13 protein-coding genes and 2 tRNA genes are annotated in these 14,945 nt (G+C 66.7%); 3 read left to right on the top strand and 12 right to left on the bottom strand.

Annotated elements, in window-relative coordinates:
* Nucleotides 1-7 precede the first annotated feature (7 nt).
* The gene (locus tag ACAM49_RS00230; RefSeq protein ID WP_369633388.1) at nucleotides 8-544 is read right to left on the bottom strand and encodes a peptidylprolyl isomerase; all 537 of its coding nucleotides are present in this window, start codon (nucleotides 542-544) and stop codon (nucleotides 8-10) included.
* A gap of 133 nt (nucleotides 545-677) precedes the next feature.
* On the opposite strand from ACAM49_RS00230, the gene ACAM49_RS00225 reads away from it, so the two are divergent.
* From ACAM49_RS00225 to ACAM49_RS00215, 3 genes are read left to right on the top strand one after another with little or no spacing between them, the layout of a single operon-like run.
* A complete protein-coding gene (locus tag ACAM49_RS00225; protein WP_040802209.1) occupies nucleotides 678-947 on the top strand; it encodes a hypothetical protein in 270 nt (89 codons plus the stop codon).
* Nucleotides 948-961: 14 nt separating this feature from the next.
* Nucleotides 962-2,800 (top strand): glutamine--fructose-6-phosphate transaminase (isomerizing), encoded by a 1,839-nt coding sequence (gene glmS / locus ACAM49_RS00220; RefSeq protein ID WP_369633387.1) that lies wholly within the window; start codon nucleotides 962-964, stop codon nucleotides 2,798-2,800.
* A gap of 55 nt (nucleotides 2,801-2,855) precedes the next feature.
* Complete coding sequence (locus ACAM49_RS00215) at nucleotides 2,856-3,035, top strand: hypothetical protein (RefSeq protein WP_040802205.1); 180 nt, start codon at nucleotides 2,856-2,858, stop codon at nucleotides 3,033-3,035.
* Between the two features lie 25 nt (nucleotides 3,036-3,060).
* Here ACAM49_RS00215 and ACAM49_RS00210 read toward each other — a convergent pair whose 3' ends face one another.
* The 11 genes from ACAM49_RS00210 to recF all read right to left on the bottom strand — a co-directional run bounded on the left by ACAM49_RS00210 (nucleotide 3,061) and on the right by recF (nucleotide 14,911).
* Entirely contained in the window at nucleotides 3,061-3,855 is a 795-nt protein-coding gene (locus ACAM49_RS00210) for an ABC transporter permease (RefSeq protein WP_369633467.1), read from the bottom strand.
* A gap of 50 nt (nucleotides 3,856-3,905) precedes the next feature.
* Nucleotides 3,906-4,898, bottom strand: a complete 993-nt coding sequence (locus ACAM49_RS00205) for an ATP-binding cassette domain-containing protein (RefSeq protein ID WP_369633386.1) — start codon at nucleotides 4,896-4,898, stop codon at nucleotides 3,906-3,908.
* Nucleotides 4,899-5,346: 448 nt separating this feature from the next.
* Nucleotides 5,347-6,372 carry an adenylate/guanylate cyclase domain-containing protein gene (locus tag ACAM49_RS00200; RefSeq protein WP_369633385.1) on the bottom strand — a complete coding sequence of 342 codons (1,026 nt, stop codon included), beginning with the start codon at nucleotides 6,370-6,372 and terminating at the stop codon, nucleotides 5,347-5,349.
* An 86-nt stretch (nucleotides 6,373-6,458) separates the two neighbouring features.
* Nucleotides 6,459-6,566, bottom strand: a complete 108-nt coding sequence (locus ACAM49_RS00195; protein WP_218003181.1) for a DLW-39 family protein — start codon at nucleotides 6,564-6,566, stop codon at nucleotides 6,459-6,461.
* A gap of 78 nt (nucleotides 6,567-6,644) precedes the next feature.
* Nucleotides 6,645-6,717, bottom strand: a tRNA-Ala gene (locus ACAM49_RS00190).
* A 31-nt stretch (nucleotides 6,718-6,748) separates the two neighbouring features.
* Nucleotides 6,749-6,822: transfer RNA gene (locus ACAM49_RS00185), tRNA-Ile, on the bottom strand.
* A gap of 152 nt (nucleotides 6,823-6,974) precedes the next feature.
* Nucleotides 6,975-7,955: a DUF3566 domain-containing protein gene (locus ACAM49_RS00180; protein ID WP_369633384.1), complete on the bottom strand. Its 981-nt coding sequence runs from the start codon at nucleotides 7,953-7,955 to the stop codon at nucleotides 6,975-6,977.
* A 45-nt stretch (nucleotides 7,956-8,000) separates the two neighbouring features.
* A complete protein-coding gene (gene gyrA / locus ACAM49_RS00175; protein WP_369633383.1) occupies nucleotides 8,001-10,514 on the bottom strand; it encodes a DNA gyrase subunit A in 2,514 nt (837 codons plus the stop codon).
* Between the two features lie 53 nt (nucleotides 10,515-10,567).
* Nucleotides 10,568-12,610 (bottom strand): DNA topoisomerase (ATP-hydrolyzing) subunit B, encoded by a 2,043-nt coding sequence (gene gyrB / locus ACAM49_RS00170; protein ID WP_369633382.1) that lies wholly within the window; start codon nucleotides 12,608-12,610, stop codon nucleotides 10,568-10,570.
* A 399-nt stretch (nucleotides 12,611-13,009) separates the two neighbouring features.
* A complete protein-coding gene (locus ACAM49_RS00165; protein ID WP_369633381.1) occupies nucleotides 13,010-13,600 on the bottom strand; it encodes a DUF721 family protein in 591 nt (196 codons plus the stop codon).
* 102 nt (nucleotides 13,601-13,702) lie between these two features.
* Complete coding sequence (gene recF, locus ACAM49_RS00160; RefSeq protein ID WP_369633380.1) at nucleotides 13,703-14,911, bottom strand: DNA replication/repair protein RecF; 1,209 nt, start codon at nucleotides 14,909-14,911, stop codon at nucleotides 13,703-13,705.
* Between the last annotated feature and the right edge of the window lie 34 nt (nucleotides 14,912-14,945).

Below are 14,945 nucleotides of genomic sequence, written 5' to 3'. Positions count from 1 at the left end.
GACTGATTCAGGAGATCGTGATGCTCTCGATGACGACGTCGTCCTTGGGCCGGTCGTTGCGATCGGTCGAGGTGGCGGCGATGGCGTCGACCACCTTGCGCGAATCCGGGTCGACCACTTCGCCGAAGATGGTGTGCCGCCGGTTCAGGTGCGGCTGCGCGCCGACCGTGATGAAGAACTGGGAGCCGTTGGTGCCCGGCCCGGCATTGGCCATGGCCAGCAGGTAGCCGCGGTCGAAGCGGAGTTCGGGATGGAATTCGTCCTTGAACTCGTAGCCCGGGCCGCCGCGGCCGGTGCCGGTGGGGTCACCGCCCTGAATCATGAATCCGTCGATCACGCGGTGGAAGATCGCGCCGTCGTAGAACGGTCCGGACTTCTCGCCCTTGGCGTTCGCGGTGGTGTACGGCGCGGAACCCTCGGCCAGGCCGATGAAGTTCTTGACCGTCTTGGGTGCGTGGTTACCGAAGAGCGAGATCTTGATGTCACCGTGGTTGGTGTGGAGGGTGGCCACGGCGGTCTGATTCGGTGAGGTCACGCCCGCCATCGTAGGTGCAGGCGCGATCCACATCCCGATTCGGCACACTTCCAGCAGCCGAAATCGCCGCACAGTGTGATTCCCTGCCCGAATTCGGGCAGAAAAGTGGCGGAACCGAGCTCGGCATGGCAAGTTCGGTCGGGTGAATGACGGGGTTCCGGCCGATCTGGTCCGCCATGTGGCGGCCTCCACCGGCCTGCCGACCGCCGTGGCCGCCCGCGTGGTCGCCGACGTCGCCGGATACTTCGACGAGACCGCCGAGCAGTTCGTGCGCCGCAGACATGCCGAACTCCAGGGCCGCCAGGTCCGCAATGCCGAGATCTGGCAGCGCCTGGCGGACGAGCTCGCGCAGCGCCCGGTGGCCGCCCCCGAATTCACCGAACGACAGCTGCGTCGCATCGTCTACGGGTAGGAGTCCGCCGCGCAATGTGTGGAATCGTCGGTTATATCGGGCATCGTGAGGCCGTCCCGGTCCTGCTGGAGGGCCTGCACCGGCTCGAGTACCGGGGCTACGACTCCGCGGGCCTGGCCGTGCCGCACCGGGGCCGCCTGCGCGTCACCAAGACCCAGGGCCGGGTCCAGGACCTGCGCGACCGGGTCGACGCCGAGGGCGCGCGGCTGAAGGGCAATGTCGGCATCGCCCACACCCGCTGGGCCACCCACGGCGAACCCTCCGACGCCAACGCGCACCCGCACACCGACGGCTCCGGCCGGATCGCGGTGGTGCACAACGGGATCGTCGAGAACGCCGAGGAACTACGCGCCTCCCTCACCGCCGAGGGCGTGGAATTCGTCTCCGACACCGATACCGAGGCCATCGCCCACCTGGTCGCCGCCGCCCTGGACGGGGCCGAGACCCTCGAGGACGCGGTGCGCACCGCCATGCGCCGCGTCGAGGGCACCTACGGCCTGCTGGTGCTCGACGCCCGCCGCCCCGACGAACTGGTGGTGGCCCGCAACGGCTCCCCCATCGTGCTCGGCGTCGGCGACGGCGAGATGTTCGTGGCTTCCGACGTGGCCGCCCTGGTGCACCACACCCAGCGCGTGGTATTCCTCGACGACGGCGAGCTGGCCACCGTGCGCGCCGGCGAATTCCGCACCAGCACACTGGGTCTCGAGGCCCGGCGCACCGACAAGATCCCCACCACCATCGATATGGCGGCGGAGGACTACGCGCTGGGCGGGTACCCCGACTTCATGCGCAAGGAAATGGCCGAACAGCCCGACGCCGTGCGCCGGGCCCTCCGCGGCCGGCTGGACGAACGATTCGCGACCGCCCACCTGGGCGGGCTCAATATGGACGCGCGCGAGCTGCGCGGCATCAGCAAGGTGGTGTTCCTGGGCTGCGGCTCGGCCTATTACGCGGGCCAGCTGGGCGCGCAGCTGGTCGAGGAGCTGGCCCGGATTCCGGCCACCGCCGAACCCGCCTCGGAATTCCGCTACCGCAATCCGGTAGTGGATCCGGACGCGCTCTACGTCGCCATCAGCCAGTCCGGCGAGACCATCGATACCCTTGCGGCCGTTCAGGAATTGCAGCGCAAGGGCGGCCGGGTGATCGGCGCGGTGAACGTGGTCGGCAGCGCCATCGCCCGCGAATGCGGTGCGGGCGTGTTCCTGCACGCGGGGCCCGAGGTCTCGGTGGCGTCCACCAAGGCGCTGACCAATATGACGGTCTCCTTCGCCATGCTGGCCCTGCTGCTCGGCCGGGTCCGCGATCTGTCGGCGGCCGGGGGCGAGCGCATCGTCAACGGCCTGCGCGCACTGCCCGACGCCATCGACGCGGTGCTGGCCGCCGATGCCGCCATCGCGGATATCGCGGCCCGATATGCCAAGGCGCGCAGCATGTTCTTCATCGGCCGGGTGCGCGCGTGGCCGGTGGCGCGCGAGGGTGCGCAGAAGCTCAAGGAGATCTCCTACATTCACGCCGAGGCGTATCAGGGCTCCGAGCTCAAGCACGGTCCGCTGGCGCTGATCGATCCGGAGATGCCGAGCATCGTCCTGGTGCCGGGTGATGAATTGCTCGCCAAGAACATCACCACCATCGAGCAGATCAAGGCGCGCGGCGGGCCCGTCATCGCCGTCACCAACACCGATCTGCCGGATGGCTTGGCGGATGCCGTAATTCGCGTTCCGGCGGTATGCGCCGAACTGGATCCGATCATTCTGACGATCCCGCTGCAACTACTCGCCTATCACACGGCCATGGCTCTGGGCCGGGACGTCGACAAGCCCCGAAACCTGGCCAAGAGCGTTACCGTCGAGTAACCGCTGAGCGCCCCCAGTCCGTGCACGAATTCCATTGCTGTGCCAGCATGGTCGGATGGAGCTGGGGAGCGTTCGTAACAAGGTCATCGTGGCCGCCCTATTCGCGATTGCGGGCGGCGTCATCGCGTTCTTCGTGAGCAAGCGCCCGCAGCCGCCGGCACCGGCCGCGGAGCCGCCGCGCCTGGGCTATTCGCGCAACGGCTCCGCGCCGACACCGGATCTGGTCACCCACTGACCCGGCGGCGAGCGGTAGGGCTCGGTCAGCGGCTGACCGAGCGCTTGTACTGACGCACGGCCAGCGGCACGAAGATCGCCAGGATCACGACCACCCAGATCAGGGTGGTCGCCACCGGATGCCGCATGGACCAGACATCGGGCGGCGGCAGCTGCGCGCTGGTGTTGCCGAACAGGTCGCGGGTGGCCTGGGTCAAGGCCGACACCGGATTCCAGTTCGCGAACAGCTTCAGCGGCGCGGGCAGCTTGTCCAGTGGCACGAAGGTGTTGGCCAGGAAGGTGAGCGGGAAGATCACCATGAACACCGCGTTGTTGAACACCTCGGGCGCCCGCACGATCAGGCCGATCACCGCCATGATCCAGGAGACGGCGTAGGCAAACAGCAACAGCAGCAGGTAGGCCAGCACCGCGTCCAGGAACGAGCCGCGGATGCGCCAGCCGACCAGCAGACCGGCCAGTGACATCACCACCAGGCTCACCATATTGATGACCACGTCGGCACTGGTGCGCCCGATCAGGACCGCCGCCGGTTCCATTGGCAGCGAACGGAATCGGTCGATGATGCCCTTCTGCATGTCCTCGGCCAGGCTCAGACCGGTGAAGGTGCCGCCGAAAACAACCGTCTGGGCGAAGATTCCGGCGATCAGGAACTCGCGGTAGCCGCCCGACATGCCCGGCACCTGAATCGCGGTGCCGAACACGTACGCGAACAACAGCACGAACATGATCGGCGACAGCGTGGTGAAGATCAGGACGTCGGGGACGCGCTTGATCTTGATGACATTGCGCTTGGTGATGGTCAGGCTGTCACTGACCAGCATGGCGAGTCGCTGTGTGAGCGAGGGCTTTTCGGCGACAGCGAGCGTGGCGCTCATCGGGCTCCTCCGACCTTCTCATCGGCCTTCTGGTTTCCGTTGATCAGTTCCTCGGCCTCGTGCCCGGTCAACGAGAGGAACACATCGTCGAGCGAGGGCCGCCGCAGACCCACATCGTGAATGCTCACCTCGTGTTTGGTGAGCTGCCCGATGGCGTCCACCAGCGCCTGCGACCCGTCGTTGACCGGGACGATGATGCGCCGCATGCTCGGCTCCAGCCGAATCTCCCCGTGCGCCAAGCCTTCCAGGGCCCGCTGCGCGATGGCGAGATTGTCCGCGTGGTCGACGACCAACTCGATGCGGTCGCCGCCCACCATGGCCTTGAGCTCGTCCGAGGTGCCCTCGGCGATGACCCGGCCGTGGTCGATGACCGCGATGGAATCGGCCAGCCGGTCCGCCTCCTCGAGGTACTGGGTGGTCAGCAGCAGCGTGGTGCCGCCCGCCACCAGTTCCTCGATGACATCCCAGAGATCCAGGCGCGCACGGGGATCCAGGCCGGTGGTGGGCTCGTCGAGGAACAGCACCGGCGGATTCGCGACCAGCGCGCCCGCCAGGTCGAGGCGGCGGCGCATACCGCCGGAGTAGCCCTTGACCGGCCGGTCGGCGGCGTCGGCGAGGCGGAAGCGGTCCAGCAGCTCGCGCGCGCGTTCCTTACTGCGCTGCACGCCCATGTGATAGAGCCGCCCGACCATTTCGAGATTCTCGAAACCCGTGAGGTATTCGTCGACCGCGGCGTACTGCCCCGAGGTGCCGATGCGCGAACGCAACAGCTGGGGATCCTTCAGAACATCCACACCGGCGACGGTGGCGTGGCCGGCGTCCGGAATCAGCAGGGTGGTGAGCACCCGCACCGCGGTGGTCTTACCGGCACCGTTCGGGCCGAGCAGGGCGGTGACGGTGCCTTCGGGGACGGACAGGTCCAGACCGTCGAGTGCGACCAGACGGCCGTACTTCTTGACCAGTCCCTCGGCAACTATGGCGTCGGGCATGATTCTCCTGACTATGCGCTGGCTCTGAACTGCACAAATAGGGTCGAACAAGACCAAACGCTCTCGGCCAGTATGGCCCGGCACGCAAGTGGCCGCATCCCAATGGGGGTCCGGCGGTGCTCGGGGGTGCCGGTATGGGATGCGGCCGAATCGATGATCCGCCCGGCCATCGGCTTCGATCGCGAGTAGTGCGCTACTCGAATCGAATTCGGCGAAGGACGCAATTCGGTCACGAACCCATGCTGCCACTCGGGTACGACATCTTTTCCTCGAAAAAATCTTGGAACGCGGTGCCCCGATAGCCACACAATCGGAAATCGTCGCGTAGGATCGTTCCCGTCGGCCCCTCCCCCCCGGGCCGACCTAACGCGGGCCTCGGCTAACTCCCCCCCTTCGCCGAGGCCCGCCCCTATGTCCGGGGTCGGTTGCGCCGGGGTCGGAATCGCCGTCAGACGAGCGGGCGAATCATGTTGCGGCGCAGCACATGCCCGTGCAGCCGGTTGATCCCCTTCACCCGCACCGTGGCCAGGTGCCGCAGCGTGAATTCCGGATCGTCCTCGATCGCCCCGGCCACCCCGTCATCGACCAGCACGGTGCCCGGACGCGCCACACCGGTGAGCCGCGCGGCGGTGTTCACCACCGAACCGTAGAGGTCGCCGAAGCGTTGCAGGACACTGCCGTAGGCCAGTCCGACCCGCAATTCCTGGGTCACGCCGTGCGAGGCGACGGCGGCCTCCTGCACCGCGATCGCGATCCGCGCGCCCTGGGCGGCCGTGGCGGCCGCGAACATGACTTCGTCGCCGACGTTCTTGATCACCCAGCCGCCATTGGCCACGATGGCATTGCTGGTGGCCGTCTCGAACGCCTCCAGCAGCGCCGACAGCTCATCGGGCTCCAGGTGGCGGGTCAGGCGGGTGTAGCCGACCATATCGGCGAAGCCGACGGCCAGCACCCGCAGCGTGTCCCCCGCGACCGAGCCGGCGTCCAGGGAACGGGCCAGCGCCGCGTCCAGATGCCGCCGAAAGGCATAGCGCTGCAACGTCTCGAATTCGGTCACCACCTCGTCGGTGGCGATGCGCGCGGCCTCGGCCGGATCGGTGTCCGGTTTCTCCTTGGTGATGGTGGCGATGCGGGCCAGGATCTCCTCGGTCACCAGATCCACCTGCCACTCCGCCAGCCGCGCCATGGACCGGCCCAGCGTGCGCGCGGCGGTGGTCTGCCGGTGAATGTCCGCGGAGGCGAGCACATTCAGCTTGGCGAAGGTCTTGGCGGCCTCGATATCGGAGTCGCTGTACTCGACCGCGTTGTCGTCGGGATCGGCCGGGAAGCCCAGCGACACCCACAGCCGCCGGGTGATCGAGTTGGGCAGCCCCGTCAGCTCCGAGACCTGCTGCCGGTCGTACTTGCGCGCACCCCCGAGCAGGTACGGCTCCACCACGGACTGCACCAGCTCGGAGATCTCAGTGGACGCCATGCCCACGACGATACGACGTGAAACGGGCCGAAAACCGCCGCTTGTCCCGTGTCACAATGGCGAAGTTTCCGGCCCGGTGGGAGCTTTCAGCGGGTGGTGACCTCGTGCCAGAGATCGGCGTCATTGCGCTGACGCAGCTTGCTGATTCCGAACACGACGGCGGCGATCACAACGATCGTGAGAACGAATTTCATGAAATCCACAGTACTGGAACCACAGTCGGGCCACCGGAACGACAAAAGCCGCAGACCGATTGGTCTGCGGCGAATTTGTGGAGCCTAGGGGAATCGAACCCCTAACCCCTGCCTTGCAAAGGCAGTGCTCTGCCAATTGAGCTAAGGCCCCTTGGGAAGGCAGTTCGATCTTTACCTGTAAGTGGGCCTAGGAGGACTTGAACCTCCGACCTCTTCGTTATCAGCGAAGCGCTCTAACCGCCTGAGCTATAGGCCCTTAGTGGGTGTTCGGAGTGTGTAACTCGAACGAGGCAGAAGATTACCGTACCCAACCGTCGATAACCAAAACGGCCGGTCAGCGGGCTGCGAGTGCAGACCGGACCGGCCGTCGCGGCGGATCGAAAGAGCGGTGCTTCTGGTCGGCCCGGCCTAGTCCGGATCGGCCAGGGTGACCTGGATGCCGCCGACCAGATCGGTGCACTGGTTGTAGACGAACACGCCCACGGTGGACAGCGCGGTCAGCAGCACCACATTGATGAGGCCGATGACGCCGGCGTAGCCGAAGACCGAGCCCGCGTCGATGAGCGCCGAGCTGGAGTTGGAGCTGTCGGCGAAGTCGCCCAGGGTGGAGTTCACGCGCTCCCACACGCCCATGCCCTCGAGCACCAGGTACAGCAGGCCGACCGCCAGCATCCACACGAAGAACATGGCCACGCTGATCACCAGCGAGACCTTCAGCGTGGACCACGGGTCGATGTGGCGCAGCTGCACGGTGGCGCGCAGCGGCTCACCGGTGGCCGCGGCCTGCGCCACCGCCGCGGGGGCGGACGGCGAGACCGGACCGGCCGGCGCGATCGGCTCCGGCGGCGGCAGCGGGTGCCGCAGCTCGGACAGATCGGGCAGATCCTTGACCAGTTCCGGACGGGCGATGCTGCGGGTCGGTCCGTCGATGCCGACGGACTTCACCATCGCCGCCTCCTTGCGCGCCGCCTTGGCCGCCAGGTCGGCGGTCGTGCGCGCGTTGGAGACACCGCCCTGCAGACCGCCGCCCTGCAGACCGCCGCCCTGCAGACCGCCGCCACCCTTGAGGCTGCCGGTGCTGCCCGGGGTCGCGGACTGGCCGGGGCGGTACAGGTTGGACTGCGGCTCCCGCTGCGGCAGCTGCGACCAACCCTCCTGGAAGGGCGAACCGCCCTGTGCGTCCGGGGAATCCGCGGAGGCGGCCTCTGCCGAATTGTTACCTTCCGGCCCGAAATCGCCGGAGTGGTCCGACAATTCGGGTGATTGCGGCGCACCGCCCTCATTCCCGCCGGGCCGCGGAATGGGCCGCGGCGGAATCGGGGACGGGGCGATTCTCTCGGTCACGCCATTGGCATGACCGCGCTGGTCATTCGGCTGATTCGTGGTCAATGGTGAATCCTTCGATCCGTGTGTGCCGCCGCTGCTGTGGTGAAACTACTGCTTCGCCGAACCGCTGGTGTCATCTTCGGCAACCTGGTCGGGCTCATCCGCGTTCCGAGCGATCGCGAGCAAAGTATCGCCCTCGCCCAGGTTCATCAACCGCACGCCCTTGGTTTGACGCCCGGCCTTGCGAACCTGGTGCGCCAGCGTACGAATGACACCGCCGCCGGAGGTGATCGCGTAGAGCTCATCCTCGTCATTGACGATGAGCGCACCGACAAGACTGCCACGCTTCTCGTCGTACTGGATCGTCAGCACGCCCTTGCCGCCGCGACCCTGCGCCGTGTACTCGTCGATGGCCGTACGCTTCGAGTACCCACCGGCGGTCGCGACAAGCAGATAGATGCCCTCTTCGTCGCGAACCACGTTGAGCGACAACAGTTCATCGTCGGCGTTGAAGCGCATGCCCTGCACGCCGGAGGTGGCGCGGCCCATCGGGCGCAGCACCTCGTCATTGGCGTTGAAGCGGATGGACTGGCCGTGCGCCGACACCAGGAGCAGGTCGTCCTCGGCCGAACACAGTGCCGCACCGACCAATTCGTCCTCATCGCGCAGATTGACCGCCACGATGCCGCCGGTGCGGTTGGAGTCGAAATCGGTCAGCTTCGACTTCTTCACCAGGCCCTTGCGGGTGGCCAGCACCAGGTAGGGCGCGTCCTCGTAGGACTTGATCTGGATGACCTGGGCGATCTTCTCGTCCGGCTGGAAGGCCAGCAGGTTGGCCACGTGCTGGCCGCGCGCGGTGCGGTTGGCCTCGGGCAGCTCGTACGCCTTGGCCCGGTACACCCGGCCCTTGTTGGTGAAGAACAGCAGCCAGTCGTGGGTCGAGGTGATGAAGAAGTGCTTGACGATGTCGTCCTGCTTGAGACCCGCGCCCTGCACGCCCTTGCCGCCGCGCTTCTGCGAGCGGTACAGGTCGGTCTTGGTGCGCTTGGCGTAGCCGGTCTCGGTGATCGTCACGACCACGTCCTCGCGGGCGATCAGGTCCTCGTCCTGCACGTCGCCGTCGGCCGCGATGATCTTGGTGCGGCGCTCGTCGCCGTACTTGTCGACGATCTCGGCCAATTCGTCGCGGACGATGGAACGCTGCCGCTCCGGCTTGGCCAGAATGTCGTTCAAATCGGCGATCTCGGCCTCGATCTTGGCCAACTCGTCGAGGATCTTCTGCCGTTCCAGGGCGGACAGGCGGCGCAGCTGCATGTCGAGGATGGCCGTCGCCTGGATCTCGTCGATCTCCAGCAACTGCATCAGGCCGGTGCGCGCGGTCTCGGTGTCGGCCGAGCGGCGGATCAACGCGATCACGGCGTCCAGCTGATCGAGCGCCTTCACCAAACCGCGCAGGATGTGAGCCCGCTCCTCGGCCTTGCGCAGCAGGTAGCGGGTGCGCCGGACGATGACTTCCAACTGGTGGTTCACGTACAGCCGGATCATCTGATCCAGGCGCAGCGTGCGCGGCACCTTGTCGACGATCGAGAGCATGTTGCAGCCGAAGGAGGTCTGCAGCTGGGTGTGCTTGTAGAGGTTGTTCAGCACCACCTTGGCGATGGCGTCGCGCTTCACCGTGATGACGATGCGCAGACCCACGCGGTCGGAGGACTCGTCGTGGATGTCGGAGACGCCCGCGATCTTGCCGTCCTTGACCTGCTCGGCGATCGCGTTGATGAAGTTGTCGGTATTGACCTGGAACGGCAGCTCGGTGATGACGATCGTGGTGCGACCCCGGTTGTCCTCCTCGATCTCCACCACACCGCGCATGCGGACCGAACCGCGACCGGTGGTGTAGGCGTCGATGATGCCCTGGGTACCCACGATCAGGCCGGCGGTCGGGAAGTCCGGGCCCTTCACGCGCTCGATGCACGCGGCGAGGGTGGTCTCCTCGTCGGCGTCGTGATGCTCCAGCGCCCAGTAGATGGCCTCGGCCAGCTCGTTCAGGTTGTGCGGCGGGATGTTCGTCGCCATACCGACGGCAATACCGTTGGAGCCGTTCATGAGCAGGGCGGGCACCCGGCTCGGCAGCACCGTCGGTTCCTGCGTCTTACCGTCGTAGTTCGGAATGAAATCGACCGTCTCGTGGTCGATCTCGCGCAGCATCTCCATCGCCAGCGGCGTCAGGCGGCACTCCGTGTAGCGCATGGCGGCCGCGCCGTCATTGCCGCGGGAACCGAAGTTGCCCTGGCCGTCGACCAGCGGGTAGCGCAGCGACCACGGCTGCGCCATGCGCACCAGGGTGTCGTAGATCGCGGTGTCACCGTGCGGGTGGTAGTTGCCCATGGTGTCGGCGACCGGGCGCGCGGACTTCACATATCCGCGGTCGGGCCGATACCCGTTGTCGTACATCGCGTAGAGAATTCGCCGGTGCACCGGCTTCAGGCCGTCGCGCACCTCGGGCAGCGCGCGGCCCACGATCACGCTCATCGCGTAATCGATGTAGGAGTTCTGCATCTCCTGCTGAATGTCGACCGGCTCGATGCGGTCGCCGCCCGAGGGCGGCAGCGTGGTGTCAGTCATGAATTAGTCTCCGTAGGAAGTCTTTTGGGGCGAATCCGAGTGCAGGCAGGCGGCTACACGTCCAGGAATCGCACGTCCTTGGCATTCCGAGTGATGAAGCTGCGCCGGGCCTCGACGTCCTCACCCATCAGGATCGAGAACAGCTCGTCGGCGGCAGCCGCGTCGTCCAGGGTGACCAGACGCAGGACGCGGACGCTCGGGTCCATCGTCGTCTCCCACAGCTCCTTCGGGTTCATCTCACCGAGACCCTTGTAGCGCTGGATACCGTCGTCCTTGTTGATCTTCTTGCCCGCCGCCAGGCCACGCTCCAGCAGCCCGTCGCGCTCCTTGTCGGAGTAGGCGAACTCCGGCTCGGACCGCTGCCACTTCAGCTTGTACAGCGGCGGCATGGCCAGGAACACGTGACCGTGCTCGACCAGCGGGCGCATGAAGCGGAACAGCAGGGTCAGCAGCAACGTCGAGATGTGCTGGCCGTCGACGTCGGCGTCGGCCATCAGCACGATCTTGTGATAGCGCAGCTTGGCGATGTCGAACTCGTCGTGGATGCCGGTGCCGAAGGCCGTGATGATGGACTGGACCTCGGTGTTCTTCAGCACGCGGTCGATGCGCGCCTTCTCCACATTGATGATCTTGCCGCGCAGCGGCAGGATCGCCTGGTACATGGAGTCACGGCCGGACTTGGCCGAGCCACCGGCGGAGTCGCCCTCCACGATGTAGATCTCGGACTTGCTCGGATCCTTGGAACGGCAGTCGGCCAGCTTGCCCGGCAGGCCGCCCAGATCGGTGGCGGACTTGCGCCGCACCAGCTCTCGCGCCTTGCGGGCCGCGACCCGCGCCTGGGCGGACGAAACCGCCTTCTGCACAATGGTCTTCGCATCGGCCGGGTTGGCCTCGAACCAGTGCGAGATGTGCTCGTTGCAGGTCCGCTGGACGAAGGACTTCACCTCGGTATTACCGAGCTTGGTCTTGGTCTGGCCCTCGAACTGCGGGTCGGCGATCTTGACGCTCACGATGGCGGCGAGACCCTCACGGATGTCGTCACCGGTGAGGTTGCCTTCCTTCTCCTTGAGGAGCTTCTTGTCCTTCGCGTACTTGTTCACCACCGTGGTGAGCGCCGCGCGGAAGCCCTCCTCGTGGGTGCCGCCCTCGTGGGTGTTGATGGTGTTGGCGAAGGTGTGGACCGACTCGGAGTAGCCCGAGTTCCACTGCATCGCGACCTCGACCTCATGGCCGGTGCCCTTGCCGGTGAACGCCACGATCGAGTTGTGGATCGGCGTCTTGGTCCGGTTGATGTGCTTGACGTAGTCCTCGAGACCGCCCGGGTAGTGGTAGGTCCGGGTCTTCACCTTCGGCTCGGCGGCCGGGGCGTTCTCGTCGAGATGCTTGGGCGCCTCGGCGGTTTCGCTGACCACCTCGTCGATGACGTCGCTCTCGGCCACCCGCTGATCGGTCAGCGTGATGGTGAGGCCCTTGTTCAGGAACGCCATCTCCTGCAGGCGGCGCGCCACCGTCTCGAAGCTGAACGTGGTGGTCTCGAAGATCTCCGGATCCGGCCAGAACCGGATGGTGGTGCCGGTGCGCTTGGTCGCGCCGCCCTGCACCAGCTTCCCGGGCTTGGAGTCCTTGTACTCCTGGCTCCAGTGGAAGCCGTCGGTGTCCACATCGGCCTCGAGGCGGGTGGACAGCGCGTTCACCACCGAGATGCCGACGCCGTGCAGACCGCCGGAGACGGCATACGATTCGCCGTCGAACTTGCCGCCGGCGTGCAGCTGGGTCATGACGACCTCGATGGTCGGCACCCCCTGCGCGTGCATGGCGACCGGGATACCGCGGCCGTCGTCGACGACCTCGACACCGCCGTCGGCCAGCAGCGTGACATCGACGCGCGAGGCGTACCCGGCCATCGCCTCATCGACGGAGTTGTCGACGACCTCCCAGATCAGGTGGTGCAGGCCCCGCTCACCGGTGGAACCGATGTACATACCGGGGCGTTTGCGAACCGCCTCGAGGCCCTCGAGGACGGTGATGGATTCGGCACCGTAGTTCGACGGCTTGCCGTTCTTCGGCGGGGTCGAGCCTTCTGCGTTGGAGTCCATGGCAGCCACTGGTGGGTAGCTCTCCTTACTTGCTGATCCTCCCGGCGCAGTGCGGTGGCACGCGTTGAGCCGTCAGACACTGTCTGCTCGAGCACCAGGCAGTGTCTGCTCGAGAATTACGGGGGCTCACGCGCGGGCGCTACGGAACGCGCCGGGAGGTATCGCCGCTAGTTACTCCCCCATCCTACTGGTACGACCGACAGAGAACGCACCTATGACACCCCTGAGTGGGCCGTAGGGTCATGAAATCGACCAACGATATGACCGGTTATGGGTGTGGGGGGTTCCGGAAGCCTCAGCGGGCGATGCGCGCGTGGCCCGGAGACCGTTTGCGCGAGGGTTCGAATCGATCTCGCAGCGGGCCGCGGCGAGACCGAAACGTTCCACGTGAAACAAGATCTATCCGTAGGTGTCGCGCGGACCTCGGCCTTTGACGTGCCGGTCGCCGTGCCGCCAGCTCGGGGCGGTCGGGCCATTGATCTTGAGCTGTTTGACCACGCCGTTGCCGACCGCGGCCGCGATCTTGGCCAGGATCTGCGACTGGAACATGCGCAGCTGGGTGGCCCAGGCGGTGGACTCGGCCTGAATGCTCAGAATGCCGTTCTCGAGCGAGATCGGCGTGGCGTGCGCGGCGATGTCCTCCCCCACCACGCTGGACCAGCGGCCGAAGACGGTGCCCTCGGCGACCTTGCCGGACCAGCCGCGGCCCTTGGCCAGCTGCATGGCGAGAGCCGAAAGGGTCTGTGGATCACGCTCGTCCGGATGCGCGCCCGACCAACCGGTGCGGCGACGCCGCAGCGATCGGATACCGCCCTGACGCGGCGAGGCGCGCCCCTGGCCCACCGATTTCCCGGCCGCCCGGGCCGCGGCACGAGCCTCTTCGAGAGCTCGCCGGGCCAGATCGACACCGCGCAGCTCCGGTTCCGGGCCCGCGGCAGTGTCATTCGCTGGAGGAGTCCCGCGGTCGTCGGCTTCCGGCTGGTCAGCCATCCACAGCTCCTTCCACACTGGGGAATCCCGGTTGATCACCTTCGGTTCGTCACGTGATTCTGCCGCATGGGACCGACGGACTCACCGATCCCGGCGCCGATGTCACATGGACGCCGACTCGACTATTCGCGACGCACGGTGATCGGCCTCGCCGGTCGTCTCCACGCGCAATGGCGCGGCCTCCAATTCGGCGGGCACGTCCTCGGGCACGGCGGCGGTGATCAGCACCTGCTCGGCTCCGGCGGCCACCGCGGCCAATGCGGTGCGACGCCGCCGATCCAGTTCGGCGAAAACATCATCGAGGATCAGCACCGGATCGGTTCCGGCGGACCGGAGCAGTTCGAACGCACCGAGCCGCAGGGCCAGGGCGAAGGACCAGGACTCACCGTGGCTCGCGAAACCCTTGGCGGGGGCCGAGCCCAGCATCAACTCCAGATCGTCACGATGCGGACCCACCAGGCAGACACCGCGCTCCAGCTCCTTGGGACGGGCGGCGGCCAGCTCCCGCAACAGGATGGCTTCCAGCTCCGATTCGTCCTCAGGCTGTGGAGAACGCGCGGGATCGAGCAGCTCCGGCGGCAAACTCGCACTTCGGTAAGCGATTGTGGCGGGCCGGGATTCGGGAGCGATACCTGAATAGGCCTGTGCAAGATGTGGATAGAGCTCGTGCACCAGCCGCAGCCGCTGCGCCAGCAACACCGCGCCGTGCCCCGCCAGATGCCCGTCCCACACATCGAGCGTGCTCAACTCCGAGCCTGATTCCGAGCCTGCCCGGAAGCCGCGCGACCCCGAACGGGCATTGCGCCCAGCGGTTTTCAACAGCGCCGAGCGCTGCCGCAGCACCTTGTCGTAATCCGCGCGCACGCCGGCCAGCCGGGGCAGCCGCGCGGTGGCCAGCTCGTCCAGGAAGCGCCGCCGCTCCCCCGGGTCCCCGCGCACCAGCGAGAGGTCCTCCGGGGCGAACAGGACGGTCTGCAGGATGCCCAGGATCTCCCGCGGCCGCCGCACCGGCGAGCGATTGATCTGGGCCCGATTGGCCTGGCCCTGATTCAGCTCCATGTCGACGCGGAGCTCGCGGCCGGTGTTGACCACCGTCGCGCCGATCCGCGCCTTCTGCGCGCCGATCCGGATGAGCGGGGCATCGGCGGCCACCCGGTGTGAGCCGAGCGTGGACAGATAACCGATGGCCTCGATCAGGTTGGTCTTGCCGTTGCCATTGGAGCCCAGGAAAACCGTTCTGCCGGGCGAGAATTCCAGCTCGGCGGCCTCCCAGGAGCGGAAATCGCGCAGTGACAGCGCACGCACGTGCATCCGGTCAGTCCATGTTTTTCACAGGTTTGTCAAC

It is taken from the genome of Nocardia sp. JMUB6875 (assembly GCF_041154655.1).
Lineage (GTDB): Bacteria > Actinomycetota > Actinomycetes > Mycobacteriales > Mycobacteriaceae > Nocardia.
This window is presented reverse-complemented; position numbering and strand designations above follow the sequence as displayed.

What these genes read in the sequence shown, in the direction of transcription:
- ACAM49_RS00230 (WP_369633388.1), bottom strand. Translation starts at nt 544, where the DNA reads ATGGCGGGCGTGACCTCACCGAATCAGACCGCCGTGGCCACCCTCCAC.
- glmS (WP_369633387.1), top strand. Translation starts at nt 962, where the DNA reads ATGTGTGGAATCGTCGGTTATATCGGGCATCGTGAGGCCGTCCCGGTC.
- ACAM49_RS00215 (WP_040802205.1), top strand. Translation starts at nt 2,856, where the DNA reads ATGGAGCTGGGGAGCGTTCGTAACAAGGTCATCGTGGCCGCCCTATTC.
- ACAM49_RS00210 (WP_369633467.1), bottom strand. Translation starts at nt 3,855, where the DNA reads ATGCTGGTCAGTGACAGCCTGACCATCACCAAGCGCAATGTCATCAAG.
- ACAM49_RS00205 (WP_369633386.1), bottom strand. Translation starts at nt 4,898, where the DNA reads ATGCCCGACGCCATAGTTGCCGAGGGACTGGTCAAGAAGTACGGCCGT.
- ACAM49_RS00200 (WP_369633385.1), bottom strand. Translation starts at nt 6,372, where the DNA reads ATGGCGTCCACTGAGATCTCCGAGCTGGTGCAGTCCGTGGTGGAGCCG.
- ACAM49_RS00195 (WP_218003181.1), bottom strand. Translation starts at nt 6,566, where the DNA reads ATGAAATTCGTTCTCACGATCGTTGTGATCGCCGCCGTCGTGTTCGGA.
- gyrA (WP_369633383.1), bottom strand. Translation starts at nt 10,514, where the DNA reads ATGACTGACACCACGCTGCCGCCCTCGGGCGGCGACCGCATCGAGCCG.
- gyrB (WP_369633382.1), bottom strand. Translation starts at nt 12,610, where the DNA reads ATGGACTCCAACGCAGAAGGCTCGACCCCGCCGAAGAACGGCAAGCCG.
- ACAM49_RS00165 (WP_369633381.1), bottom strand. Translation starts at nt 13,600, where the DNA reads ATGGCTGACCAGCCGGAAGCCGACGACCGCGGGACTCCTCCAGCGAAT.
- recF (WP_369633380.1), bottom strand. Translation starts at nt 14,911, where the DNA reads ATGCACGTGCGTGCGCTGTCACTGCGCGATTTCCGCTCCTGGGAGGCC.